This is a genomic window from Stenotrophomonas sp. YJH_SMC_79, from assembly GCF_059367995.1.
In genome coordinates this window covers 861,743-885,450 of sequence record NZ_JCAFRK010000003.1, presented here as the reverse complement: position 1 = coordinate 885,450, position 23,708 = coordinate 861,743, and the positions used below count along the sequence as shown (strand labels likewise).

The following is a 23,708-nucleotide window of genomic DNA, read 5'->3' as shown; positions in this document are numbered from 1 at the left end:
TCCCCTTTTTTCAACCGAAGACGAACTTGCCCTTCATCATCGCGAAGTGGCCAGGGAACGAGCAGAAGAAGGTGTAGTCGCCGCCCTTCTGCAGGCCCTGGGTGGAGAAGCGCACGCGCGTGGTCTCGCCACCGCCGATCACCTTGGTGTGTGCCAGCACGCGCTTGTCAGCCTTCGGCAGGTAGCTGTCGGCCAGGGTCATGCGCATGCCCGCCATCGCCACCGGCTGGTAATCGGCGGTGCGGGTCAGCACCCAGTTGTGGCCCATGGCAGTGGCGGCCAGCTTGCCGGTGTGACGCAGGGTCAGGTCCACGGCGGAGCAGTCGGCGGCGACCTTGATCTCGCGGCTGCTGAAGCTCATCTGGTCGGTGCTGTCGATGCTCACCGCGCACACCCGTGCCATCGCCGACGGCGCCAGCATCAGCGCGCCCAGTCCCACTGCCACCATCCAAGCCTTCATCGTTGCGTCTCCTGCAGGTTCAAGCGCCATTCTAGGCAGGCACCTGCAGCCGTGTCTGCGACCGTCTGTCGCACGCGTACTCCAGGGTTTCCGCACATCGGCCACGATGGCATGCTCGGCCGATGCGGATCGATCTGTTGCTGCTGGATGTGGATGGCGTGCTGGTGCAGTACCAGCGCGCGCAGCGTGTGCTGCACCTGGCGCGGGCGCTGGGGGTTCCGACGCAGGCCGTGCAGGCTGCGCTGTACGACAGCGGGCTGGAAGCCGCGCATGACAATGGCGCGCTGGATGGCCCGGCCTATCTGGCGCGATTGGGGGAGCTGCTGGGCACGACTGTCGATGTGGCTACATGGACCGCGGCGCGACGGGCCGCCAGCCATCCGCAGCCAGCCGTATTGCAACGGCTGCAGGCCCTGCAGCTGCCGATGGCGGTGCTGACCAACAATGGCGCACTGATGAAGCAGGCCTTGCCTGCCCTGCTGCCGGAGCTGTTCCCTGCCCTGCTGGGTCGCGTGTTCTGCAGCGCCGATTTCGGCCTGCGCAAACCGGCACCGGAGGTGTTCCTGCGCACGCTGGAGATGCTCGATGCAGCGCCTGCGCACACGCTGTTCGTCGATGACCTGTTCGCCAACGTGCGCGGTGCACGCGCCGCCGGCCTGCATGCGGAAACCGTGCGCGATGGCCGTGGACTGGGCAAGGTGTTGAAGCGTTACGCGGTGAGCTGATCGGGGTCAGAGCCCTCTCCGCAGGAGAGGGATCCGACCCCACTGCCATGGCTTCAGCGCGCTGCGATGAACGCAGCAATCGCCGCACGCAGGCGCTTGAGGCCTTCGGCCACTTCTTCGTCGGTGATGTTCAACGACGGCACGAAACGCAGCACGTCCGGGCCGGCCTGCAAGGTCAGCAGGCCCTGCTCGGCAGCGTGGTCGAGGATCGCGCCAGCCTGGCCGGCAAAGTCCTTGCTCAGCACTGCGCCCAGCATCAGGCCACGGCCACGCACGTCGCTGAACACGCCGAATTCTTCGTTGATGCGCGCGAAGCCATCGCGCAGCGCCTTCGACTGGCGGCTGACATTGGCGGCGATCTCCGCCGAGGCCAGCTTGCGCAGTGCCACGCGGGCCACCGCAGCAGCCAGCGGGTTGCCGCCGAAGGTGGTGCCATGCGCGCCGAACTGCATGGTCTCGGCCACCTTCGGGCCGGCCAGCATCGCGCCGATCGGGAAGCCGCCGCCGAGTGCCTTGGCCAGGGTGACCATGTCCGGCACCACGTCGTCCTGCCAATGCGCGAACAGGGTGCCGGTGCGGCCCATGCCGGCCTGGATCTCATCCAGCACCAGCAGCGCGTTGTGCTGGTCGCACAGCTCACGCACGCGCTTGAGGAAACCGGACTTGGCCGGCATCACGCCGCCCTCGCCCTGGATCGGCTCCAGCATCACCGCGGCGACGTCGCCGGCGGCCATGGCGGTTTCCAGCTGCACCTCATCGTTGAAATCGATGTAGCGGAAGCCACCGGGCAGCGGCTCGTAGCCTTCCTGGTACTTCGGCTGGGCAGTGGCGGTCACCGCACCCATGGTGCGGCCATGGAAGCTGCCACGGAAGGTGATGATCACCCGCTTGTCGGCCGGGCGCCCTTGGCTGGAGGCCCACTTGCGGACCATCTTGATCGCCACTTCGTTGGCTTCGGCGCCGGAGTTGCACAGGAACACGCGCTCGGCGAAGCGGCTGGCCTTCACCAGCTCCTCGGCCAGGTGCAGCGGCGGCGCGCTGTAGAACACGTTGCTGGTGTGCCAGAGCTTGCCGGCCTGCTCGACCAGCGCGGCCACCAGGTCCGGATCGTTGTGGCCCAGCCCGCACACGGCGATGCCGGCGGCCAGGTCGATGAACTCACGGCCCTGGCTGTCCCACACGCGGGCGCCCTGGCCTCGCTCCAGTACCACCTGGCGGGGCTTGTAGACCGGCAGGTAATAGTGCGAAAGGGAGATCAGCGGATCGGTAGCGGCGGTCATGGCAGTCGGCAGGGTTCAGGAATCCCCATTCTCGCGCCGGAACCCCTGCGGCACAATGCGCCCATGCGACCGTTTTCCGCCCCCCAGCTGAACCCCGCCACCGAGACCGGCTGGCGCCGTCGGTGGTTCGACATCATCTACCGCCACGACTCGCGACCCTCGCGCAATTTCGACCTGCTCCTGGTGGTGGCGATCGTCGCCAGCATCCTGGTGGTGATGATCGACAGCGTGCAGCACCTGCATGCCGAATGGTCCACCGGCCTGTACATCCTGGAATGGGGCTTCACGATCATCTTCACCGCCGAGTACCTGTTGCGGCTGGCGGTGGTCAAGCGCCCGCTGCGTTACGCGGTGAGCATCTGGGGCATCATCGACCTGCTGTCGATCCTGCCCGCCTACCTGTCGTTGTTCATCCCCGGCGCGCAGAGCCTGCTGGTGGTGCGCGCGCTGCGCATCCTGCGCGTGTTCCGCATCCTCAAGCTGACCCGCTACATCGAGGAAAGCGGCGTCCTGATGACGTCGCTGTGGCGCAGCCGGCGCAAGGTGCTGGTGTTCCTGTTCACGGTGATCACCATCACCATCATCGCCGGTGCGCTGATGTACGTGATCGAGGGCCCCGAACACGGCTTCACCAATATCCCGGCCAGCATGTACTGGGCGGTGGTGACCATGGCCACGGTCGGCTTCGGCGACATCGTGCCGCAGACCGTGCTCGGCCGCTTCGTCACCTCGGTACTGATCCTGATCGGCTACAGCATCATCGCCGTGCCCACCGGCATCTACACCGCCGAACTGGCCAGCACCATGCGCGAAGCCGAGCTGGCCGCGCGCCGTGATGCGCGCGGCTGCCCGCATTGCGGGCTGGAAGGCCACGAGCCGGATGCACGGCACTGCCGCAAGTGCGGCGGCGAACTGCCGGATGCGTTCAACCATTGAGGGGTTCGCCGGGCATGGCCCGGCGCTACCCGTGGGCGGTCACACGTGGATGCCCGCGCCTCAATCCAGGAACAGGTCCGGCAGCAACGGCCGCGACGGATCCACCGCGTAGCCCGAAAGATCGGTGACGCCGGCCTGCGCCAGCACTTCATCATCGATCAGGAACTGGCCATGGAAGCCGGCCGCTTCGCGCACCAGCACCGCATGCGCGGCGTCGGCCATGATCTGTGGCGTGCGGCAACCGGCCGCATCCACGCCCGGAATCATGTTGATCGCATCGGTGGCGATCACCGTGCGCGGCCACAGGGCGTTCACCGCCACGCCCTGCGGACCGAACTCCGCAGCCAGGCCCAGGGTGACGAAGCTCATGCCCATCTTTGCCAGCGTGTAGCCGGTGTGCGGTGCCCACCACTTCGGCTCCAGGCTCGGTGGTGGTGCCAGGGTGAGGATGTGCGGGTTCGGCGCCTGCAGCAGGTACGGCAGGCAGGCCTGCGCGCACAGGAAGCTGCCGCGTGAGTTGACCTGCTGCATCAGGTCGAAACGCTTCATCGGCGTATCCAGCGTGCCGCGCAACCAGATCGCGCTGGCGTTGTTGATCAGGATGTCGATGCCACCGAAGGTATCGACCGTGGCGGCAACTGCGGCCTGTACCTGCTCTTCCTCGCGGATGTCACACTTCAGCGCCAGGCCCTGGCCGCCGGCCGCCGTTACCGCCTCGGCAGCGCTGTGGATGGTGCCCGGCAGCTTCGGATTCGGCACCGACGACTTGGCCGCGATGGCCACGTTGGCGCCGTCGCGCGCAGCACGCAGTGCGATGGCCAGGCCGATGCCACGCGAGGCACCGGTGATGAAAAGGGTTTTGCCCTGCAGACTGCCCACGTTCCACACTCCAGCGTATGCAATGAGCCGCTAGTATGCCGCGCCGACGCGGAGTTCACCCGGCCTTGACGATACTCGGGCCTCCAGACAACGCACGAGGTCCACGCCATGCGCCGTTCCCGCCTGTTGCTGCCTGCCCTGGGGCTTGTTCTGCTGACTGCCTGCCAGGGCCGTTCGCCGGAACCCGGCAAGGAGCCGCCCGCCGGTGACGCGCCCAGCGCGGAGAAGGCCGCCGCCGACGGAAAGATGCGCTGGAGCGAAGCCGTGGTCTGGGATGGCGATCTGAACGCATGCCGCCAGGGCGAGACTGCCGCCACCCGCGACTGCCTGCGCGATGCGATGCGTGCGGGGGGAGCAAGCGCCGAGGCGATCACCGCCGCCGAGCAACTGTCCAGCGCCGGGGAACTGGCGTATGTCACCGCTTGGCATGAGAACGAGGGGCTGGGCATTGCCACGGTCGAGTATCCCTTCCGCGCCAACACGAACGAAGGCACCCGCCTGGTCGACGCCGGCGGCAAGCGCATCGATGTGGACGCCGTGCAGCTGGACGACACGCTGCGTGCCGACCCGGTCGTGCAGGAGCTGCTGAAAGCCAATCCGCAGGCCACGCCGTTCGCGCCTGCGCAGTCGGCCGGAGCGACACCGCTGGAGGGTGGCGGCATACGCCTGCTGTACCGCACACCGCTGCGCGACTGCCACGCCTGCCCGGACGTGGGCCAGCTGCAGATCGCCTATGACTTCGATGCCAAGCGCAACTTCATCGGCCAGCAGGTGGTACCGGCAACGCCGTAGCCCGGAAACACCGCGTGTCGCCGGGCCACGCCCGGCGGACGCAGTGTCGCGTCACCGGTACGCCTGCACCTGCTTCTGCAGCAGATGCGGCACGATCAACCTGTGCACGGGCGCGACCGGCAGCATGTAGAGGCGCCCGAACGCGTTGTGCGTGTGCACCACCGTCGCCACTTCCAGCACGTCGCCCTGCCATTGCAGGGCAAGCTGTACGCGCAGGTGGCGATCATCGTCTTCCAGCACGATGGCATCGTCATCCAGCGACTGCAGGGTGAAGATGCCCAGCCGCTGGCCGGGAGCCGGATCGACAGTGTCCTGCACCGCCCGCAACGAACCCAGATGTTTCATGCCCAGCAGGCGCATGCCGTGGTTGCGCAGTGCCATCAGGCCATCGAACCAGCCGGGAATGGTCGCCGCCATGTCGCGGTAGGCCTGCAGTGCGGTACGCCCGTCGCGCCGGGTGGTGGCCTGGCAGGCGTGCACGAACTCCGCACCGGGCAGCTGAGCAAGCAGCACGCTACCCGCGCTGGGCGGGGCGCTCATCACCTGCGATGCACTCACGGCTTCGGTCCCTGCCCCTCGTTGTCTTCCCAGTGCAGGATGCGGCGGGTGATGAAGCGGTAGACCGGCTTGCCGGTGGCGAACCACAGCTCGCGCACCCACGAGGTACGCTTGAGCACGCGCTTTTCCACCGGAGTGAGCGATTCACGGCAGTACATGCGCTTGTGCTTGAGCAGGTGGCGCAGGTCCTCGCGGGCCAGCAGCCGCATCCAGCGAGAGCGCGGGTTGCCGATCACCGCCAGCTGGAAGTCGATCAGCGCCGGGCGGCCATCCTCGGTGACCAGCCAGTTGGCCTCCTTGGCCAGATCGTTGTGGGCCACGCCACGGCGGTGCAGCTGCTGCAGCAGGCGCCGTGCGGAACGGAACCAGGCCAGGTCGCCGCGCGGCGGACGCTGGTACATGGCATCGCCGGCCATGAAGCTGCGGTCGAGGTGGCGGCCATCCCAGGCCAGCAGCTGCGGCACATCGGCCATGCCATGGATATGGCGCAGCGCGCGCGCCTCGCGACGTGCAAGCCACCACGCGGGCAACCGCAGCCACAGCGGCGTGGCGCCCAGATCGCGGCGTACGAACGGGCCGTCGGGCCCTTCAACCAGAAGGATCTGACCGAAACTGTCGGCCTTCAAAGCATGGTGGGGAGCGTCTGGCATATGCGGCATGCCCCCATTCTAGGCGATGGCGCCGGTTGCAAACGGTCACGAAGCGGCTGGGAACCAGTCACCTTCACGCCCCTATAATCGGGCAATGGACTCTTCATGGATCGACGCCACCCTCGCGTGGATTGCCGCTCACCCCGTGCTGGCGGGTGCCGTTATCTTCCTCATCGCCTTCTGCGATGCGGTGATCATTCTCGGCGCCATCGTGCCGGCCCTGCCGCTGCTGTTCGCGGTGGGCGTGTTCATTGGCCTGGGCCAGATCTCCGGGCCGTACGCGGTGGCGGCTGCGGCATTGGGTGCGTTTGCCGGCGATGGCATCAGCTACTGGATCGGCCGTCGCTGGGGCGATCGACTGCGCGGCATCTGGCCGTTCAGCCGCTATCCGCAGCTGCTCGACCGTGGCGAGAACCTGTTCCGCCGCAATGCATTCAAGAGCATCCTGGTGGCGCGCTACGTTGGCGCGATCCGCCCATTCGTGCCGGCCATCGCCGGCATGATGAAGATGCCCGCCAGCCGCTACGTGCAGGCCAGCGGCATCGCCAGCATTTCCTGGGCAGTGCTGTTCCTGGCCCCCGGCTGGATCCTCGGCGAAGCGTATGACGCGGTGGCTGCCGTGGCCGGTCGACTGGTGGTGGTGGTCGGCCTGCTCGCGGTGATCCTTGGCCTGGTCTGGGCCATCGTGCTGTACGGCTACCGCTGGTCGGCCGCGCGCATGGACAACTGGCTGGCACGCCTGCTGGACTGGTCCAACCGCCACCCGACGCTGGGCCGCTACACCGTCGGCGTGCTGGACCCGAAGCGCCGCGAATCGGTGCCGCTGGCGATGCTGGCGTTGATGCTGCTCTTGCTGGGCTGGGGCTGGTTCGCGCTGCTGACCGTGGTAGTCGCACACGGTGAGCCGCTGGCCATCGACCTGCTGGTGCACCAGGCCATGCTGGCGCTGCGTAATCCTCTGGCCGACTACCCGATGGCGGCCCTGGCCTCGCTCGGCGCCTGGCAGGTGCTGTTGCCGGCCACGGCCGCGGCGATGGGCTACCTGATCTGGCGCCGGCGCTGGATGGCCGCCGCGCACTGGTTGGCAGCCCTGGCCTTCGGCCTGGCGTTGACCATGCTGCTCGGCGCCACCGTGGATGTGGTGCGGCCTGTCGATGCCAGCAGTGGCTTCGGCTTCCCGTCGGTTTCGGTGACCATGGCCACCATCACCTTCGGCTTCTTCGCGGTGCTGATCGCACGCGAGATGCCCGGCCGCACCCGCGTCTGGCCGTACCTGGTCTCGGGCATCGTGGTCAGCCTGATCGGCTTCTCGCGCCTGTACCTGGGCGCGCATTGGCTGAGCGATGTGATCGGCGGCATGCTGTTCGGCACGTTCTGGCTGCTGGTGCTGGGCATCGCCTACCGCCGCCGCTTCAACCGCTCGTTCTGGGTGAAGCCGGTGGCCTGGCTGTTCTACGGCGTCTTCGCCGTGGCGGCCATGTGCTATGCGCCACGTAACATCCCGGTGAAGCTGGAACGCTTCGAACCGACCCTGCCGGCCCCGCAGGCGATGGACATGCAGGCCTGGTGGCAGCACGACTGGGTGACGCTGCCGGCGCGCCGCAACGAGTTCGACGACGACCAGCGCTGGCCGCTGGACGTGCAGGTGGCGGGACCGCTGGCGCCGCTGCAGGCGCAGCTGGAAGCGCGCGGCTGGAAGCGGCAGGAACAGGCCGGCTGGCAGCAGGCGCTGCTGATGCTGGACAAGAACACCGGCGCCGACGAACTGCCGGTGCTGCCGGCCACGCTGGAAACGCGCGTGGAGGCGCTGCTGATGGTGCGCCAGGGTGCGAAGCCGGATGAGCGCTATGTGCTGCGCCTGTGGCCGGCACCGGCACAGCTGCAGCCGGGCAACACGCCGCTGTGGCTGGGCAGTGCACAGACCCTGCGTTACGAGCGCCACTTCGAATGGATCGGCATGTGGCACCCGCTGCGCGGTGTCGACCCGGCATTGAACGCGGTGAAGGACGCCGTGCAGGACCTGCCGCAACGCGAGGACGTGCACAGCGAAACCGGGCTGCCGGTGCTTCGGTTGAAGACGCAGCCGTGATGGATCCGCCGGGCATGGCCCGGCGCTACCGGAACGCGGACGGGTAGCGCCGGGCCATGCCCGGCGGTGTAGATCCACGCCATGCGTGGATGGCTTCTACGGCATCCAGCCCAGCAACTGCTGCAACCGCTGGTGCGGGTCATCCAGCTGCAGCAGCTGCAAACGTTGCTGCTCGCTCAGCGGCAGCAGCTCGGCCAGCCGCCAGCCGACCCAGCTGGCCTGGTCCAGCAGCGCCGGATTGGCCGGCGCATAGGCCTCACCGGCCTGCTCGATGATGTGCCCCAGCACCGTGGCCAGCAGTGCATGCTGCGGCCGCAGTTCGTCATCGGGGTCTTCCTCGCACCAGCGCACATCGGCCACCACCAGGCCATTGTCGCGCACGCGGGTGCGCTCGACATGGAAGCGGCGGGTGCCGCGCAGGCGCAGCTGCAGCACGCCGTCGGCGCCGACATCGAAGTCTTCGATGCGCACCTGCACGCCGTAGGCCGCCGGTGTTGCCGGTGCCCCCACTTCCTGGCCGTCGAGGATCAGGCAGACACCAAAGCCTTCGCCACTACGGCCGCTGTCGCGCACCAGATCAAGGTAGCGCCGCTCGAACACGCGCAGGCCCACCGCTGCACCCGGCACCAGCGTGGTGTGCAGCGGAAACAGTGGCAGTATCGTATCGCTGCTCATCGGGCCTGCAGCGCGGCAAGGAAGCGGCGCGGTGCGCCGTCGAAGCCACCATTGGACATGAACACCACGTGGTCGCCGCTGCGCGCGCTGGCCTGCAGCTGCGCCAGCAGCGCGGCGGTATCCGGCACCGCGTGCGCTTCACCACGCACCGCGGCGATCACAGCGGCGGCATCCCAGGCCAGTTCCGGGCGGTGCAGGAACACCACTTCGTCGGCCAGCGCCAGCGAGGGCGCCAGCGCCTGCGCATGGGCGCCCAGACGCATCGAATTGCTGCGCGGCTCCATTGCAACCACGATGCGCGCATCGCCCACCTTGGCACGCAGGCCTTCCAGCGTGGTGGCAATCGCGGTCGGATGATGGGCGAAATCGTCGTAGACGGTGATGCCGTCGTGGCTGCCGATCACTTCCATGCGGCGCTTGACGCTGCGGAAGCGCGCCAGCGCCGGGATCACCTCGGACGGCGCCACGCCCACTGCATGTGCAGCGGCCAGCGCGGCCAGGCCGTTGAGCACGTTGTGACGGCCAAGCAATGACCACTGCACATCGCCCAGCGCCTGCCCGCGATGGTGCACACGGAACGCGCTGCCATCGGCAGCCAGCAGTTCCGCATGCCATTCCAGGGACGGGTCGAAACCGAAGCGCTCGACCGGGGTCCAGCAGCCCATCGCCAGCACCTCGGCCAGGTGCTGATCCTCGCCGTTGACGATCAGGCGGCCACGCGCCGGCACGGTGCGCACCAGATGGTGGAACTGGCGCTGGATCGCGGCCACGTCCGGGAAAATGTCGGCGTGGTCGTATTCAAGGTTGTTGAGGATGGCCACCAGCGGCCGGTAGTGCACGAACTTGCTGCGCTTGTCGAAGAAGGCGGTGTCGTACTCATCGGCCTCGACCACGAATTCGCGGCCCTGGCCCAGGCGCGCGGAAACGCCGAAATCCTCGGCCACGCCGCCGATCAGGAAGCCCGGCGAGCGCCCGGCGCTTTCCAGCAGCCAGGTGAGGATGGTGGTGGTGGTGGTCTTGCCATGGGTACCGGCCACGGCCAGGGTGTCGCGGCCCGGCAGTACCTGTTCGGACAGCCACTGCGCACCCGAAATGTAGCGCTGGCCGGCGTCGAGCACGGCCTCCACGGCCGCATTGCCGCGCGAGAGCGCGTTGCCGATCACCACTTCATCGGTTCCGGCCGGCACGCTGTCGGCGCGATAGCCCTGGTCCAGGGTGATGCCCAGCTGTTCCAGCTGGGTCGACATCGGCGGGTAGATGGCCTGGTCGCTGCCACTGACCGTATGGCCGAGTTCCCGCGCCAGGGCGGCCACGCCGCCCATGAAGGTGCCGGCGATTGCAAGGATATGTACGCTGCTCATGACCGGGGATTGTGACCGATGACGGCTGTATAGGGCCAATGTCCGCCCCCGGGTAAGACAAGTCCTACACCGGATGTGAGAAAACTCCAATCTTCTGTCAGGGAATTCCCGATAGCGATGTTCTGTGAACCCGGACACAATTCGAACTGCCAGCCGCAGTACCCGAACCGGTCCTACTCCCCAAGAGGCCATCCCCAAGGGAGCTCATGCTGCGGGGCCCTGAGCAAGCCCTCTGCTGGCGCCTATGAAACGACACAGGCCTGATCCTCGCGGACCAGGCCTGTGTTTTTTGCGCCTGAAGGGCCGGCAGCAGGCCGGCCCCACCGGATCAGGCCTTGATCGCCGCCAGGATGCGGGCTTCGATCTCGTCCAGTTCACCGACGCCGTCGACGCGGGCCAGGGTGCCACGGCCAGCGTAGAAGTCGACCACCGGGGCGGTCTGGTCGTTGTAGACCTGCAGGCGCTGGCGCACCGCTTCCGGATTGTCGTCGGCACGACCCTGCTCCTTGGCGCGACCGGCGATGCGGTCGACCAGCAGCTCGGTGGCCACGTCCAGCTGCACCACGGCATCCAGCGGCTGGCCGATCTTGGCCAGCAGGCCGTCCATCGCGTTGGCCTGGGCCACATTGCGCGGGTAGCCATCGAGGATGAAGCCCTTGGCGACATCGGCCTGGGTCAGGCGCGACTCCAGCATGCCCAGCAGGATGTCGTCCGACACCAGGTTGCCGGCATCCATCACCGTCTTGGCCTGCTTGCCCAGCTCCGTGCCCGCGGCGATTTCCGCGCGCAGCATGTCACCGGTCGAAATGTGGGCGATCCCCAGCTTTTCCTTCAGGCGCGTCGCCTGTGTCCCCTTGCCCGAACCGGGCGGTCCCAACAGAACCAATCGCATTGACCTGACTCCAACGTGTTGAAAACAAAGAAGGTTCGCGTCCCGGACGGACCGGTATCGCTGCACCGCAATAGCGCCACTTTACCGCATCCGGGTAATGTCCCTGCAATGTCCTTTCCCCCGAGCAGGTAGACGCATGCGCAACGGTACTCTCCTCTACGCCCAATCCGGTGGTGTCACCGCAGTCATCAACGCCACGGCGGCGGCGGTGATCGAGCAGGCCCGGGCCAAGGGCATCAAGGTCCTGGCCGCGCGCAACGGCATCCTCGGCGCGCTGCGCGAAGAGCTGATCGACACCAGCAAGGAGAGCGCTGCGGCGATCCGCGCCCTCGCCCATACCCCGGGCGGCGCCTTCGGCTCGTGCCGGGTCAAGCTGAAATCGCTGGACGCCGACCGTGCCCGCTACGACCGCCTGCTGGAAGTGCTGCGTGCCCACGACGTGCGCTGGTTCCTCTACAACGGCGGCAACGACTCGGCCGATACCGCGCTGAAGGTCTCGCAGCTGGCCAAGGCCTCCGGCTACGACCTGACCTGCATCGGCGTGCCCAAGACCATCGACAACGACCTGGCGGTGACCGACACCTGCCCCGGCTTCGGCTCGGCGGCCAAGTACACCGCGGTGTCGGTGCGCGAGGCAGCACTGGACGTGGCGGCGATGGCCGAAACCTCCACCCGCGTCTTCATCTACGAGGCGATGGGCCGCCACGCCGGCTGGCTGGCCGCCGCCGCTGGCCTGGCTGGCAACGGTGATGACGAAGCGCCGCACATCATCCTGCTGCCCGAGCGCGCCTACGACGAGGCCGCGTTCCTGGCCAAGGTGAAGGCGGTGGTCGAGCGCGTCGGCTACTGCGTAGTGGTGGCGTCGGAAGGCATCGCCACCGCCGATGGCCGCTTCGTTGCCGACGCCGGCGGCGGCAAGGACTCGTTCGGCCACTCGCAGCTGGGTGGCGTGGCCGCGCACCTGGCCGGACGGGTCAAGGACCAGCTGGGCCTGAAGGTGCACTGGGCACTGCCCGACTACCTGCAGCGCTCGGCCCGCCACCTGGCCAGCAAGACCGACTGGGAGCAGGCGCAGGCGGTCGGCAAGGCTGCCGTGCAGCTGGCGCTGAAGGGCCAGAACGGCGTGATGCCGGTGATCGTGCGCAGCAGCGACGCACCGTACCGCTGGAAGATCGAAGCGGCGCCGCTGTCGAAGATCGCCAACCACGAGAAGAAGATGCCGGCCGGCTTCATCCGCCGCGATGGCTTCGGCATCACCGCCAAGGCGCGCGCCTACCTGTCGCCGCTGATCAAGGGTGAAGCGCCGCTGCCCTACGGCGCCGACGGCCTGCCGAAATACGTCACGCTGAAGAACGTGGCGGTGAAGCAGAAGCTGCCACGCTTCGAGGGCTGACCCGGAAAAAGGGACGGAGGGGATTAAGTCGCATACGCCCCTCCGTCATCTCCAACAGCGTCAGTAGTGGGTCGGATACGACTTAATCCCCTCCGTCCCCTTTTTGTGGAGGAGCATCATGGCACTGCGTGTTGTTCGACTGGGTACGCCGCGCGCTCCCGGCGAGGGCCTGCGCATCGGTACCGTGCGGCGACCACCGCGCGGTGTGCCGCGCACCGAGTTCGCCCGGCAGGACTGGTATGACGTCTGGTTCCCGACACTGTCGCCCAGCGCGGCACTGGTGAAGCAGGCGCACGAGGCGAGAACGGCCGCCGACTGGAATTCATTCTTCCGCCACTACACGACCGAGATGAAGGCGCCCGATGCCGCCCACGCGCTGGACCTGCTGGCTGCGATGTCGCAGCACAGTGACATCAGCGTGGGGTGCTATTGCGAGGATGAGGCGCACTGCCACCGCAAGGCCCTGCGCGAGCTGCTGGTGGCGCGTGGGGCGACGCTGGCGGAGTGATTGCAGGGGAGTCGGCCAGCGGCCGGCACTACCAGGTTGCCCGCCGGGCATGGTCCGGCACTACCGATGCGCAGCGAAGTAGATCCACGCCATGCGTGGATGCGCGCTGCTGGACGGCCTCAATTGCAGGCCTTGCCTTCCATCTGCAACTGCGCGGCGAACATGGTCACCTGCGGAATCTGGCCGGCAGCGGCCTGCTTCTTCGCCTCTTCCAGGTAGATGCGCGACTGGCCCTGCCCGTCCAGCTCGACCTTGTTGCTCGACGGCAGCCGCCACACGCGCACCACCGCCTGCTGTGCCGGGCACGCAGCACTGGGCACGCGGATCACATCATTGAGCTTCCAGCCCTTGCCGGCACTTGGCTGCGCCTTGGCGTAGTCGACGAAGCGCGCGCGCGGCTGGCATTGTTCGCTCGTACGCACCGCAGAGAAGCGATACGGCTCGGCCGCCTGCCCGGTGAATGCACCTTCCAGGCGCGCACAGGCCTCGGGGATCTGCCGCAGCGTATGCACCGCGCCTACTGCCTGAGGTGCACCCACGGCACGCTGCAGTTCGGGGGTTTCCGCCGCGAAGGCCGGCAGCGCCGGGGCCAGGGCGGCGAGCATCAACAGGGACAAGCGCATGGGGAATCTCCTTCAGGACTGCGCGCAGGCTTGCAGAGATTGGCTTAACGGGGTGCAAAGGCGCGTGGGTCGAGCAGCCGCGGCACTCGGCGGGCGCGGCCCGGCGCTACCATCCAGCCGCGGGTGCACGCATACTGCGGGTACCAGGGAATGCTGAACACCGCCATACGTCGGACGACCACCAAGGTCGGTACGGGTTGGTTCCAGGCTGCAGCCCGTCGTCCCCCTCGTGGTGCCGTTCATCGCCACTGGATGCCTACATCCATTCTGCGGAGGGGTCTAATGCTGGAACGTCACGGGCTGTCATTGGCGCTGGGCTGCGCCATTCTCGCGATCCTGTTCGGAATCGTCTCGGCGCGCTGGATCCTGCGCCAACCCACCGGCAATGAACGCATGATCGCGATCGCCACCGCGATCCAGGAAGGTGCGCGTGCCTATCTCAACCGCCAGTACCTGACCATCGGCGTGGCCGGTGTGGTGCTGTTCGTGCTGGTCGGTGTGTTCCTCAGCTGGTACACCGCGATCGGCTTCGCGGTCGGCGCGGTGCTGTCCGGCGCGGCCGGCTACATCGGCATGAACGTGTCGGTACGCGCCAACGTACGCACTGCCGAAGCTGCACGCCACGGCATCAGCGCCGCAATGGACGTCGCCTTCCGCGGCGGCGCCATCACCGGCATGCTGGTGGTCGGCCTGGGCCTGCTGGGTGTGGCCGGTTACTACGCATTGCTGCTGCGGATGGGCCTGCCGATGGAACAGGCGCTGCACGCGCTGGTCGGCCTGGCCTTCGGCTCCTCGCTGATCTCGATCTTCGCGCGGTTGGGCGGCGGCATCTTCACCAAGGGTGCCGACGTCGGCGCCGATCTGGTCGGCAAGGTGGAAGCCGGCATTCCCGAAGACGATCCGCGCAATCCGGCGGTGATCGCCGACAACGTCGGTGACAACGTCGGCGACTGCGCCGGCATGGCCGCCGACCTGTTCGAGACCTATGCAGTCACCGTCATCGCCACCATGCTGCTGGGCAGCCTGATGCTGGCCGAGGCAGGCGCCAACGCCGTGCTGTATCCGCTGGTGCTGGGCGGCGTTTCGATCATCGCCTCGATCATCGGTGCGCTGTTCGTCAAGGTGAAGCCAGGCGGCTCGATCATGGGCGCGCTGTACAAGGGCGTGATCGTCTCCGGCGTGCTGGCCGCCATTGCCTTCTACCCGATCACCACCGGGTTGATGTCCGACAACGTGCACGGGCCGATGGCGCTGTATGGCTGCGCCTTGATCGGCCTGGTGCTGACCGGCCTGATCGTGTGGATCACCGAGTACTACACCGGCACCCAGTACAAGCCGGTGCAGCACGTGGCGCAGGCGTCGACCACCGGCCACGGCACCAACATCATCGCCGGCCTCGGCATCTCGATGAAATCCACCGCGCTGCCGGTGGTGGCGGTGTGTGCGGCGATCTGGGGGGCGTTCGCGCTGGGCGGCCTGTACGGCATCGCCATCGCCGCCACCGCGATGCTGTCGATGGCCGGCATGATCGTCGCCCTGGATGCCTATGGACCGATCACCGACAACGCCGGCGGCATCGCCGAAATGGCCGAGCTGCCCTCGGAGATCCGCGACATCACCGATCCACTGGATGCGGTGGGCAACACCACCAAGGCGGTGACCAAGGGCTATGCGATCGGCTCGGCGGCGCTGGCGGCGCTGGTGCTGTTTGCCGACTACACCCACAACCTGCAGGCCGCCAACCCCGGCCAGGAATTCCGCTTCGACCTCAGTGACCACACGGTGATCATCGGCCTGCTGATCGGCGGCCTGATTCCCTACCTGTTCGGTGCGATGGCGATGGAAGCGGTCGGCCGCGCCGCCGGTGCGGTGGTGGAAGAAGTGCGTCGCCAGTTGCGCGAGATCCCCGGCATCATGCAAGGCACAGGGAAGCCGCAGTACGACAAGGCGGTGGACATGCTGACCCGCTCGGCGATCCGCGAAATGATCGTGCCTTCGCTGCTGCCGGTCGCCGTGCCGGTGGTGGTCGGTCTGCTGCTGGGGCCACGCGCGCTCGGCGGGCTGCTGATCGGCACCATCGTGACCGGCCTGTTCGTGGCCATCTCGATGACCACCGGCGGCGGTGCCTGGGACAACGCCAAGAAGTACATCGAGGACGGCCACTTCGGCGGCAAGGGCAGCGAGGCGCACAAGGCCGCGGTGACCGGCGATACCGTCGGTGACCCGTACAAGGACACCGCCGGCCCAGCGATCAATCCGCTGATCAAGATCATCAACATCGTGGCGCTGCTGCTGGTGCCGCTGCTGTAGATCCACGCCATGCGTGGATGACGGGCCTGGCCCGGTCACCGCCCGCGCAGGAAGAACGACACCGGCACCATCACTTCCACCGGGTCGCCGGCCACTTCGGCCGGCGGCGCCGGGACCGGGCTGGCACGCTGCACGGTATCCAGCGTCTCCTGGTCGAGCAGCGCGAAGCCACTGCTGCGGCCCAGTTTCAAACCCGAGACCGTGCCATCGCGGGCTACTGCGAAGCGCACGTAGACCACGCCCTGCTGGCGCAGCCGCTCGGCCTGGCGCGGATAGCGCCGATGCTTCTGCAGATGCCCGAGCAGGCGTCCTTCCCAGGTTGCCTCGGCACGACTGCGCTCACCCGCCGTGGTCTGCGGTGCGGTGTAGCGCGCGGCCGCGTCGGCGGCCACCTGCGGCGGTGCGCTGGTCTGCGCGACATTGGCGTCGGCGGTGTCCGGCGAGGGCGTCGGCTCCGGTGTACGCGGCGGTGGCAGGTCACCCTGCGGCTGCACCGGCGCCTTCGGTTGCTCGCGCAGGGCCGGCTTCGGCGCCTGCCGCTGCTGTTGCTGCTGCAGCGGACCGGTGGCGACCTCGCGCGGCGGCACCGGCGGTGCCTGTGCCATCGGCGCAAGTTCCAGCATCAGCGCGGCCGGCGGCGCCGTCGCAGCCAGCACCGGTGCGCGCGTCGCCCACCAGCAGGCCGCGCCGATCAACAGCGCGTGCACCAGCAGCACGATCGCCAGGCTGGTCGCCCAGCGCCGCAGTCCACTCATCGTGCGCCCTGCTCCAGGCCGACCAGCGCCACCTTCAGGTAACCCGCCGCACGCAATGCATCCAGCGTGGCCATCAGTTCGCCGTAGGGCACACGGGCATCGGCGCGCAGGAAGATACGCTGCGCGGTGTCACTGCGGGTGGCGGCCTGCAATGCAGCGGCCAGTCCGTCGCGCGCCACGGACTGTTCGCCAACGCGCAGCGACAGATCGGCCTGCACGGTCACATACACCGGTGCCTGTTCCGGCGGCGTAGCGCTGGCGCTGCTGGCCGGTAGCTGCACTGGCACTGATACGGTGGCCAACGGTGCGGCCACCATGAAGATGATCAGCAGCACCAGCATCACGTCGATGAAAGGCGTGACATTGATCTCGTGCGCTTCTTCGGGCGCATCGTCGCGGTCGGACGCGGTCCTGATCGCCATCGTTACGCCTCAGTGCACCGCACGCAGCGGTGCCGCTGCGGTACGCGGCACGGCACGATCAAGATCGCGCGAGACCAGCTGCTGCACGGCCGCCGACAGATCGCCGAGCAGCCCCCGCAGGCCAGCCAGCACGCGGCTGAAGTGGTTGTAGACCAGTACCGCCGGAATCGCCGCGACCAGGCCGAGCGCGGTGGCCAGCAAGGCCTCGGCGATGCCGGGTGCGACCACCGCCAGGTTGGTGGTGTTGCTGTGGGCAATGCCAATGAAGCTGTTCATGATGCCCCACACCGTGCCGAACAGCCCGACGAACGGCGCCACCGCACCGATGCTGGCGAGCACGCCGATACCGCGCCGCTGAACGCGTGCGGTTTCCAGTTCGATGCGGTCAAGGCGGGAGGCCACGCGCTCCTTGATGCCCTCGCCGCTGTCCAACGCCTGCGACAGCCGCAGTTCGGTGCGTGCGGCGTCCAGCATCGCCCGTGCGGTGCCCTGCTGCAGGCTTGCCTCTTCGCTCTGCGCCGGCAACTGTGCGGACTGCAGCAACAGCGCGCGCGCCGCACGCAGCTGCCGGGCCTGTCGGGCCAGCTCCCAGCCCTTGGCCAGCAGCACGGTCCAGGTGGCCAGCGACGCCAGTGCCAGCGCGATCATCACGGCTTTCACCACCACGTCGGCGGCCAGGTACATGCCCCACGGGGTCAATGCGGGGGCGGCCACAGGGGCCAGGTCAGCAGGCAGCATCGTCTCGGTTTCCATCAGCATCAGGGGGCGCTGCGCGACGACGGGCCGCGCGCGGATCATTGGCGTCGTCCACTTCCACCAGTGGCGTGGGCTCCATGCGCGGAGCCGGACGGCTGAGCACATAGCCGGCGCTGACCGCGAAGAACAGGCCCACGCCCAACAGCAGGCGCCACGACGGATGCGCGCCCCAGCAGAACAGCGCGAAGCCCACCGCCATGCCGGCACTGGCGAACGCCTTGCCCTTGCGCGACACCGCACCCTGCTCACGCCACAACCGCAGCGACGGGCCATAGCGCGGATGCGCCAGCAGGCGCTGCTCGAACTTCGGTGAGCTGCGCGCGAAGCAGCCCACGGCCAGGATCAGGAAGATGGTGGTCGGCATCACCGGCAACAACGCGCCGATCACCCCCAGGCCGACCATCAGCCAACCCAGCGCGAACCAGAGCCAGCGCATCAGCGCTGCACCTGTAGGCGCGCGCCGTGCATCAGGCGAATTCCACTTCGACGTGGCCGTGCACGCTGCGGAACGCGGCGTCGGCCGCATCGATCACCTGCTGCTCCTGCTCGGTACTCAGCGGTACCGCGTCCAGCGCAGCGGTGAACTCACGCCAGTGGCGCGCCGCGCCATCCGGATGCGCGGCCAGGTGGCGGGCGCCGAAATCACGGTCCAGGCCGAGCTTGGCAGCCATCTTGTACAGAATGGTGCCGCCCAGGTTGGAGCCTTCAGCCACGTACAGCCAACCCAACGCAGCCGGCAGTGCCAGGTCCGAGGGCAGCGCGTCGATGTCCGCGCCTGGCAGGGTCTGCTCCAGGTCCTGCAGGTCGCGTGCGACCTGTCCAAGGCGCCGGCGCTCACCGAGATCGGGCAGCAGTGCGTCCAGCGCAGGGTTGGCATACAGCGCATCGATGCTGCGGTGGAAGCGATACTGCACGCGCAGGAAACGGGCGAAATTGCTGCGGTCGGCGAAGATATCGCCGGCCATGATGCGCTTGTCCAGGGCACCGTGGCTGTCGCGGGTAGCGGCCTTGAGCCGCAGGCTGCGGCTGTCTTCGGGAGCGATGTGTGCGTTCATGGGGGAATGCCAAGGGGGTCGTCCTGCTGTAGACGTCTGCCACGGGGCTTTCCCCAAGCCCGTGTGCACCGATAATGGGCCATCCCCTTTTTCCACCCGGAACCGACGATGATCACCACCGAACCGCGCATGACCAACCTGTTCCTGCAGCTGGGCCTGGACGCCAGCGCCGAGGGCATCGCCCGCTTCATCCGCGAGCACCAGCTGGCCACCGATATCGAAGTGGTCGAGGCGCCCTACTGGAACGATGCCCAGCGCCAGTTCCTGTCTGAATCGCTGCAGGCCGATGCGGCATGGAGCACCGTGGTGGACGAGCTGAACGAGTCGCTGCACGAAGATGCGGTGAAGGCTTCGACCGGGCTGTAAACAGACGCCGGGCATGGCCCGGCGCTGTCGTTTCATCTGCGCGATCCGCCGGGCGTGACCCGGCGCTACCCGTTGTCCGGTAGAACCACGCCACGCGTGGATGCGCGATCAGTACTTCCAGGTCAACGCCAGGCGCGCGGTGCGGCCCGGGGCCGGCATCACGCCCAGGGCGAGCGGATCCAGATAGTAGCGATCGGTCAAGTTGTCCACGCCCGCTTCCACCGACCACTGGTCGTTGAAGCTCCAGCTGGCAAAGAGATCCACCAGCGTGGTTGGCCGGTACAGCTGCTGGATCGCCGACAGGCCCACGTTCCAGTCCTTGTCCAGCTTGCTGATCGGGCCGGCGTTGTGGACCACGCGGGTGCCGAAGGTCAGGCGCTCGTCGAACAGGCGCGAGCCCAGGGTCAGGTTGACCATGTAGCGCGGTGGGTTCTGGGTATTGGTGTACGAGCCCTCGAAGCCGCCGTCCACGCAGTCGGGCGTGTTGGCCAGCTCGCCGTTCCTGCGCTGTGCACCATAGGCGCGACGCTCGGCGGCGATGTCCGGCGCGCAGGTCTTGGCCTTGAAGTAGTAGTGCGCGGACAGATCGGCGAACACCTTGCCGCTGTCATAGCTGGACTGGAACTCCATGCCCGAGACCTTGAACTGGTCGACGTTACGGATCAGGCCCGCCGACAGCGTGCGGTAGTCACGGGTAATCAGGTCGTCGATGCGGGTATCGAAGTACGCCAGCTTCAGCGCCAGGCGGTCACCGGCAGTGAACAGGTCGTAGCGGATGGTGCTGGCACCGATTTCCCAGCTGCGCGCGCGCTCCGGCTTCAGCTCGCCCACCGGCTTGGCGGCGGTGAACAGGCCCAGCGTGGTCTCGAACAGGCTCGGCAGCTTGGTGCCTTCGGCGTACTTCACGTAGACCATGGTGTCTTCGCTGAAGCGGTAGGCGACGCTGGCGGTCGGCGAGAACGCGGTGTCGCGACGGCGGATCGGCTGCGACCAGGTCCAGCTGACCGGCACTTCCAGATCCTGCGGCTTGCCGGCGTCGTAGAAGTTCCAGCCCGCGATGTCGCCCACCGTGCCCTTCTTGTACGGCGACGCCAGCAGCGAGGCCTGGGTGAAATTGCCGTTGGCGTCCGGATACCAGTTCAGCAGCGCGATGCGCTTGGCTCGCCACGACGGCAGCGCCGGGTTGCCGTTGAGCAGCTCGGTATAGCGGTACTGGCCCTGCACCTCGTAGGCATCCGGCGTGGCCAGGCGGTTGCGGTCGTGCACATCCACCCGGTTCCAGCGGCCACCGGCCAGCAGCTCCCAGTGTTCGTCGGGCTGCCACTTCAGCGACGCCACGGCACTGTATTCCTTGCGCTCGGCATTGCGCAGGAAGCGGTTGTTGACCAGGTCATCGTGCATGACCGGGCCGGAGCTGCCCGGTGCAATGTCTTCATCGCTGTAGGACAGGCCGTAGTCCAGCGTGAACGCGCCGGCACGGGTGTCGAACCTGGACGTGTTGCTGGCATCCAGGTTCAGGCGCTTCTGCCGCAGCGGGTTGCGATACGCATCCTTGTAACCGGGGTCGCCGCTGAAGCTCGGGGCGTCATACCACTCGGTGCGGCGGTCGAAGTACCACGGGGTGATGCCGGTCAGGCTGTTGTACATCACGCTGTCGGTATCGGTGTACGCAGCATTGACGCGCAGGTCGATCAGCTCGCTGTCCGGATTGAAACGATAGCGCAGGGTGTAGCTGTCCATGTCGACGTGGCCCGGATCCCATTGCGGAATGCGGTCCCGTTCGACGCGGATGATCTGCGAGGCCATGATCTCGCCGGCGGTGCCTTCATAGCGGCGGTAGCCGGCTTCCAGCGTCTGCGCGTCATCGATGCGCCAGGTGCCCTTGAGCAGCGCCGACTTCGAACGCGACGAGGTATTGAACACCTCAGTGCGCGGCGGATTCAGCGGTGCCAGCGTACGACGGGTCTGCGGGAAATCATCATAGCCGTGCTTGCCGGAGAAGTAGTTGCCATTATCGCGGTAGGCATAGGCGGCAACCAGGTCGAAGCGGTCCCAGTGACCGGCGCCGGCCACGTTGAAGAACTGGCTGCCGGTGGCGTTGCGATCGGTGCGCGGCGCGGCACTGTAAGCCGGCAGGTTGTTGGCGCTGGCATTGGCCAGGCCGCCACGCACGCGCACGCCGAAGTCGCGCCCCTCGCGCAGCACGTCACCGATCTTCAGCGTCTCCATCTCGACCACGCCGCCGATGCCACCGGACGCATTGGCCTGCAGGCTCGGACCCTTGGTGATGGTCAGGCTGGAGATCAGGTCCGGATCGAGGTAGGTGCGCTGCGACTGGCCGGCATAACCACGGTAGGTATCCATGCTGGACTGGCCACCATCGATGATCACCGGCACGCGGCCCTGGCCCTGGATACCACGGATGTTGACGTCGAACCCATTGCCCACGCGCGGGTCACCGGCGGTGACACCGGCCACGCCCTTGACGATGTCGCCGTTGGAGGTGCCGCGGAAACGCTCCAGCTGCGTGCGGTTGAGCGTCGTAGTGGATCCCGCGCTGCGATAGCTGTCGAGCAGTCGCGCTTCGTCGCTGCCTGCGCCGCCGTCGACACGGTCGCCGGCCACGCTGAGCGTATCGGTGACGATCACGCCGCCGTCTGCCTGTACCGGCGTTGCCGCTTCCAGGGTGACCGCGTCGGCACTGACCCGGCGCATCGCCAGCCCGCTGCCCTGCAGCAGCAGCTGCAGCGCCTCGTTGGCCGACAGGCTGCCGTTGACTGCGCGCGAGGTTACTCCCTGGGCGAGGGTGGCCGGGTACACGACCTGTACGCCGGACTGGCGCATGAAGCTGCGCAGCGCTTCGTCCAGCGGCTGTGCCGGAATGTCGAAGCGCTGCACGGCGGCGTGGTTGCCGGTGGCGCTCTGTGCCAGCACGGACGGGGCGGCGCCGGCCAGGCCGGCGGCCAGCAGGGCGATGCACAGGCGGGACGGGCGCAGCGCGCGGCCCGGGCGGTGGGAGTCGAACATGGGGAACCTGTCAGGTAATCGGTGCCGCAGGCGCGGCGTCATCCGCAACACAGGCGGACACGGCGACGTACGTGGCGGCGGCGGGTACGTTCGCGGGGTAAGACGGTTGGGCGCGCGACAGTCCCAAGGTGGATTTCCAGTCGCGGCAGTTGCCGATCGTTGGCCGCCTGGTTGTAGCGGTGGGTGTCGACCGTTGGCCGGCACATCGGGATCGCCGCAATGATCATCCACGCATGGCGTGGATCTACTGGACGATGGCGACGCCGAGCGGCAGGCGGGTGACCTGAAGGCCTGCGGTTGCCGCCAGCGCGTCCAGTGCCTGTTCCGGGCGATCGATGCGCAGCGCCGCACTGACCGCCGGCAGCCGCGACAGATCGCCGCGCACGAAGGTCGGGCCGGCGCGGTAACGCCCCACCCACCGCACGGCATCGGCAACACTGGCCTGCTCCAGCAGCAGTTCGCCCTGCCGCCACGCGCCGACGCTGTCGGCGGCCACATCCCGCAGGCGCGTCACGCCACTGTGTTCGCCATAGTGGGCACGCTGGCCCGCCTGCAGGTACGTCCAGCCACCGTCAACCGGGCTGGCCACGCGCACCCTGCCCTGTCCGACCTCGGTTTCCACCTGGTCGCTGTCGCGTGCGACGGAGAACGCGGTCGAGATATCCTCGACCACGCCATTGCCCGCGCGCACGCTGAAACCCCGCTGAGCATCCGGGCTGACCTCGAACCAGGCGCGCCCGCGCAGCAGCTCGATCTGGCGTGCATCCGCATCGAACCGCACGGCGATCGCGCTGTCCGCATCCAGCACCGCCCGGCTGCCATCGGGCAGCCGTACGTCCTGCACCACATGCGTACTACGGTGATCGGCCCGCAGGCGCAGCCAGGCTTCCGGCCATGCCACCAGCATCACCAGTGCTGCCGCAGCGGCCATTGCCCATCGCAACCGCTTCGGACGCCGTCGCTTGGTGCGCGCAGACTGCGGCCGCGGCCCGACACTGCGCCACAGCGCGCGCTCGTGCTCGAAGGCGCGGCGGTGCCCAGGCTGTTGCAGCCAGTGTTCGAACTCATCCATGCGCACATCGCTGATATCGCCTGCGGCCAGCCACGCGATCCAGCCCCGGGCCTGTTCGGCCAGGGCATCGTCATTGGCGGCGGGCAGCATGTTCGGCGGGCTCATCGGCTGGCAGACAGGCGCA

General features: G+C 67.8%; 24 protein-coding genes. 8 read left to right on the top strand and 16 right to left on the bottom strand.

Translation table 11 applies throughout. The features are described from left to right. Positions 1-10: 10 nt before the first annotated feature. Positions 11-460 (bottom strand): azurin, encoded by a 450-nt coding sequence (gene azu, locus AC5P57_RS15065; RefSeq protein WP_075676335.1) that lies wholly within the window; start codon positions 458-460, stop codon positions 11-13. Positions 461-582: 122 nt separating this feature from the next. Here azu and AC5P57_RS15060 point away from each other — a divergent pair, with 122 nt between their 5' ends. Then, positions 583-1,185, top strand: coding sequence for an HAD-IA family hydrolase (locus tag AC5P57_RS15060; RefSeq protein WP_099552953.1), 603 nt, complete (start codon positions 583-585; stop codon positions 1,183-1,185). Between the two features lie 53 nt (positions 1,186-1,238). Here the strand turns inward: AC5P57_RS15060 and AC5P57_RS15055 are convergent, their stop codons facing one another. Further along, positions 1,239-2,465, bottom strand: coding sequence for an acetylornithine transaminase (locus tag AC5P57_RS15055; RefSeq protein WP_010484016.1), 1,227 nt, complete (start codon positions 2,463-2,465; stop codon positions 1,239-1,241). A 63-nt stretch (positions 2,466-2,528) separates the two neighbouring features. On the opposite strand from AC5P57_RS15055, the gene AC5P57_RS15050 reads away from it, so the two are divergent. Continuing rightward, entirely contained in the window at positions 2,529-3,401 is an 873-nt protein-coding gene (locus AC5P57_RS15050; protein ID WP_099552952.1) for an ion transporter, read from the top strand. A 60-nt stretch (positions 3,402-3,461) separates the two neighbouring features. Here AC5P57_RS15050 and AC5P57_RS15045 read toward each other — a convergent pair whose 3' ends face one another. Then, positions 3,462-4,280, bottom strand: a complete 819-nt coding sequence (locus AC5P57_RS15045) for an SDR family oxidoreductase (RefSeq protein ID WP_099552951.1) — start codon at positions 4,278-4,280, stop codon at positions 3,462-3,464. 108 nt (positions 4,281-4,388) lie between these two features. Between AC5P57_RS15045 and AC5P57_RS15040 the strand changes: the two genes are divergently transcribed. After that, positions 4,389-5,072 carry a hypothetical protein gene (locus AC5P57_RS15040; protein WP_099552950.1) on the top strand — a complete coding sequence of 228 codons (684 nt, stop codon included), beginning with the start codon at positions 4,389-4,391 and terminating at the stop codon, positions 5,070-5,072. A 51-nt stretch (positions 5,073-5,123) separates the two neighbouring features. Here the strand turns inward: AC5P57_RS15040 and AC5P57_RS15035 are convergent, their stop codons facing one another. Both AC5P57_RS15035 and AC5P57_RS15030 read right to left on the bottom strand, forming a co-directional pair. Continuing rightward, on the bottom strand, positions 5,124-5,612 hold the full coding sequence (locus AC5P57_RS15035; RefSeq protein WP_278252902.1) for a DUF2867 domain-containing protein: 489 nt from the start codon (positions 5,610-5,612) through the stop codon (positions 5,124-5,126). Between the two features lie 14 nt (positions 5,613-5,626). Further along, a complete protein-coding gene (locus tag AC5P57_RS15030; protein WP_495219643.1) occupies positions 5,627-6,289 on the bottom strand; it encodes a serine/threonine-protein kinase in 663 nt (220 codons plus the stop codon). Between the two features lie 85 nt (positions 6,290-6,374). Between AC5P57_RS15030 and AC5P57_RS15025 the strand changes: the two genes are divergently transcribed. Continuing rightward, on the top strand, positions 6,375-8,369 hold the full coding sequence (locus tag AC5P57_RS15025; RefSeq protein WP_099603980.1) for a bifunctional DedA family/phosphatase PAP2 family protein: 1,995 nt from the start codon (positions 6,375-6,377) through the stop codon (positions 8,367-8,369). A gap of 96 nt (positions 8,370-8,465) precedes the next feature. On the opposite strand, the gene AC5P57_RS15020 is transcribed toward AC5P57_RS15025, so the two are convergent. From AC5P57_RS15020 to AC5P57_RS15010, 3 genes are all read right to left on the bottom strand, one after another. Next, on the bottom strand, positions 8,466-9,044 hold the full coding sequence (locus tag AC5P57_RS15020; RefSeq protein WP_099552946.1) for an LON peptidase substrate-binding domain-containing protein: 579 nt from the start codon (positions 9,042-9,044) through the stop codon (positions 8,466-8,468). Further along, a complete protein-coding gene (gene mpl, locus AC5P57_RS15015) occupies positions 9,041-10,405 on the bottom strand; it encodes a UDP-N-acetylmuramate:L-alanyl-gamma-D-glutamyl-meso-diaminopimelate ligase (RefSeq protein ID WP_099552945.1) in 1,365 nt (454 codons plus the stop codon). The genes AC5P57_RS15020 and mpl overlap by 4 nt, the downstream gene beginning before the upstream one ends. 328 nt (positions 10,406-10,733) lie before the next feature. After that, positions 10,734-11,297 (bottom strand): adenylate kinase, encoded by a 564-nt coding sequence (locus AC5P57_RS15010; protein WP_014038375.1) that lies wholly within the window; start codon positions 11,295-11,297, stop codon positions 10,734-10,736. A 136-nt stretch (positions 11,298-11,433) separates the two neighbouring features. On the opposite strand from AC5P57_RS15010, the gene AC5P57_RS15005 reads away from it, so the two are divergent. Together AC5P57_RS15005 and AC5P57_RS15000 are read left to right on the top strand one after the other, a co-directional pair. Continuing rightward, positions 11,434-12,690, top strand: a complete 1,257-nt coding sequence (locus AC5P57_RS15005; protein WP_099552944.1) for a 6-phosphofructokinase — start codon at positions 11,434-11,436, stop codon at positions 12,688-12,690. Between the two features lie 118 nt (positions 12,691-12,808). Then, positions 12,809-13,198 (top strand): DUF488 domain-containing protein, encoded by a 390-nt coding sequence (locus AC5P57_RS15000; RefSeq protein ID WP_099552943.1) that lies wholly within the window; start codon positions 12,809-12,811, stop codon positions 13,196-13,198. A 119-nt stretch (positions 13,199-13,317) separates the two neighbouring features. Here AC5P57_RS15000 and AC5P57_RS14995 read toward each other — a convergent pair whose 3' ends face one another. Further along, positions 13,318-13,821: a hypothetical protein gene (locus AC5P57_RS14995; RefSeq protein WP_099552942.1), complete on the bottom strand. Its 504-nt coding sequence runs from the start codon at positions 13,819-13,821 to the stop codon at positions 13,318-13,320. Between the two features lie 282 nt (positions 13,822-14,103). Between AC5P57_RS14995 and AC5P57_RS14990 the strand changes: the two genes are divergently transcribed. Next, positions 14,104-16,131, top strand: coding sequence for a sodium-translocating pyrophosphatase (locus tag AC5P57_RS14990; protein ID WP_447385285.1), 2,028 nt, complete (start codon positions 14,104-14,106; stop codon positions 16,129-16,131). 35 nt (positions 16,132-16,166) lie between these two features. On the opposite strand, the gene AC5P57_RS14985 is transcribed toward AC5P57_RS14990, so the two are convergent. Genes AC5P57_RS14985 through AC5P57_RS14965 form a run of 5 tightly spaced genes read right to left on the bottom strand, consistent with a single transcriptional unit; the run spans position 16,167 to position 19,119 of the window. After that, positions 16,167-16,886: an energy transducer TonB gene (locus AC5P57_RS14985; protein WP_099552940.1), complete on the bottom strand. Its 720-nt coding sequence runs from the start codon at positions 16,884-16,886 to the stop codon at positions 16,167-16,169. Further along, entirely contained in the window at positions 16,883-17,308 is a 426-nt protein-coding gene (gene exbD / locus AC5P57_RS14980) for a TonB system transport protein ExbD (protein ID WP_099552939.1), read from the bottom strand. Before exbD ends, AC5P57_RS14985 begins: the two co-directional genes overlap by 4 nt. Positions 17,309-17,317: 9 nt before the next feature. After that, positions 17,318-18,046 (bottom strand): tonB-system energizer ExbB, encoded by a 729-nt coding sequence (gene exbB, locus AC5P57_RS14975; protein ID WP_099552938.1) that lies wholly within the window; start codon positions 18,044-18,046, stop codon positions 17,318-17,320. Continuing rightward, on the bottom strand, positions 18,033-18,500 hold the full coding sequence (locus AC5P57_RS14970; protein ID WP_099552937.1) for a YbaN family protein: 468 nt from the start codon (positions 18,498-18,500) through the stop codon (positions 18,033-18,035). Before AC5P57_RS14970 ends, exbB begins: the two co-directional genes overlap by 14 nt. 31 nt (positions 18,501-18,531) lie before the next feature. Next, on the bottom strand, positions 18,532-19,119 hold the full coding sequence (locus AC5P57_RS14965) for a biliverdin-producing heme oxygenase (protein ID WP_099552936.1): 588 nt from the start codon (positions 19,117-19,119) through the stop codon (positions 18,532-18,534). 108 nt (positions 19,120-19,227) lie between these two features. Here AC5P57_RS14965 and AC5P57_RS14960 point away from each other — a divergent pair, with 108 nt between their 5' ends. Next, the gene (locus AC5P57_RS14960) at positions 19,228-19,485 is read left to right on the top strand and encodes a DUF2789 domain-containing protein (protein ID WP_262235319.1); all 258 of its coding nucleotides are present in this window, start codon (positions 19,228-19,230) and stop codon (positions 19,483-19,485) included. 108 nt (positions 19,486-19,593) lie between these two features. Here the strand turns inward: AC5P57_RS14960 and AC5P57_RS14955 are convergent, their stop codons facing one another. Continuing rightward, positions 19,594-22,512, bottom strand: a complete 2,919-nt coding sequence (locus tag AC5P57_RS14955; RefSeq protein ID WP_262235320.1) for a TonB-dependent receptor domain-containing protein — start codon at positions 22,510-22,512, stop codon at positions 19,594-19,596. A gap of 244 nt (positions 22,513-22,756) precedes the next feature. Continuing rightward, positions 22,757-23,689 (bottom strand): FecR family protein, encoded by a 933-nt coding sequence (locus tag AC5P57_RS14950; protein WP_262235321.1) that lies wholly within the window; start codon positions 23,687-23,689, stop codon positions 22,757-22,759. Positions 23,690-23,708 lie beyond the last annotated feature (19 nt).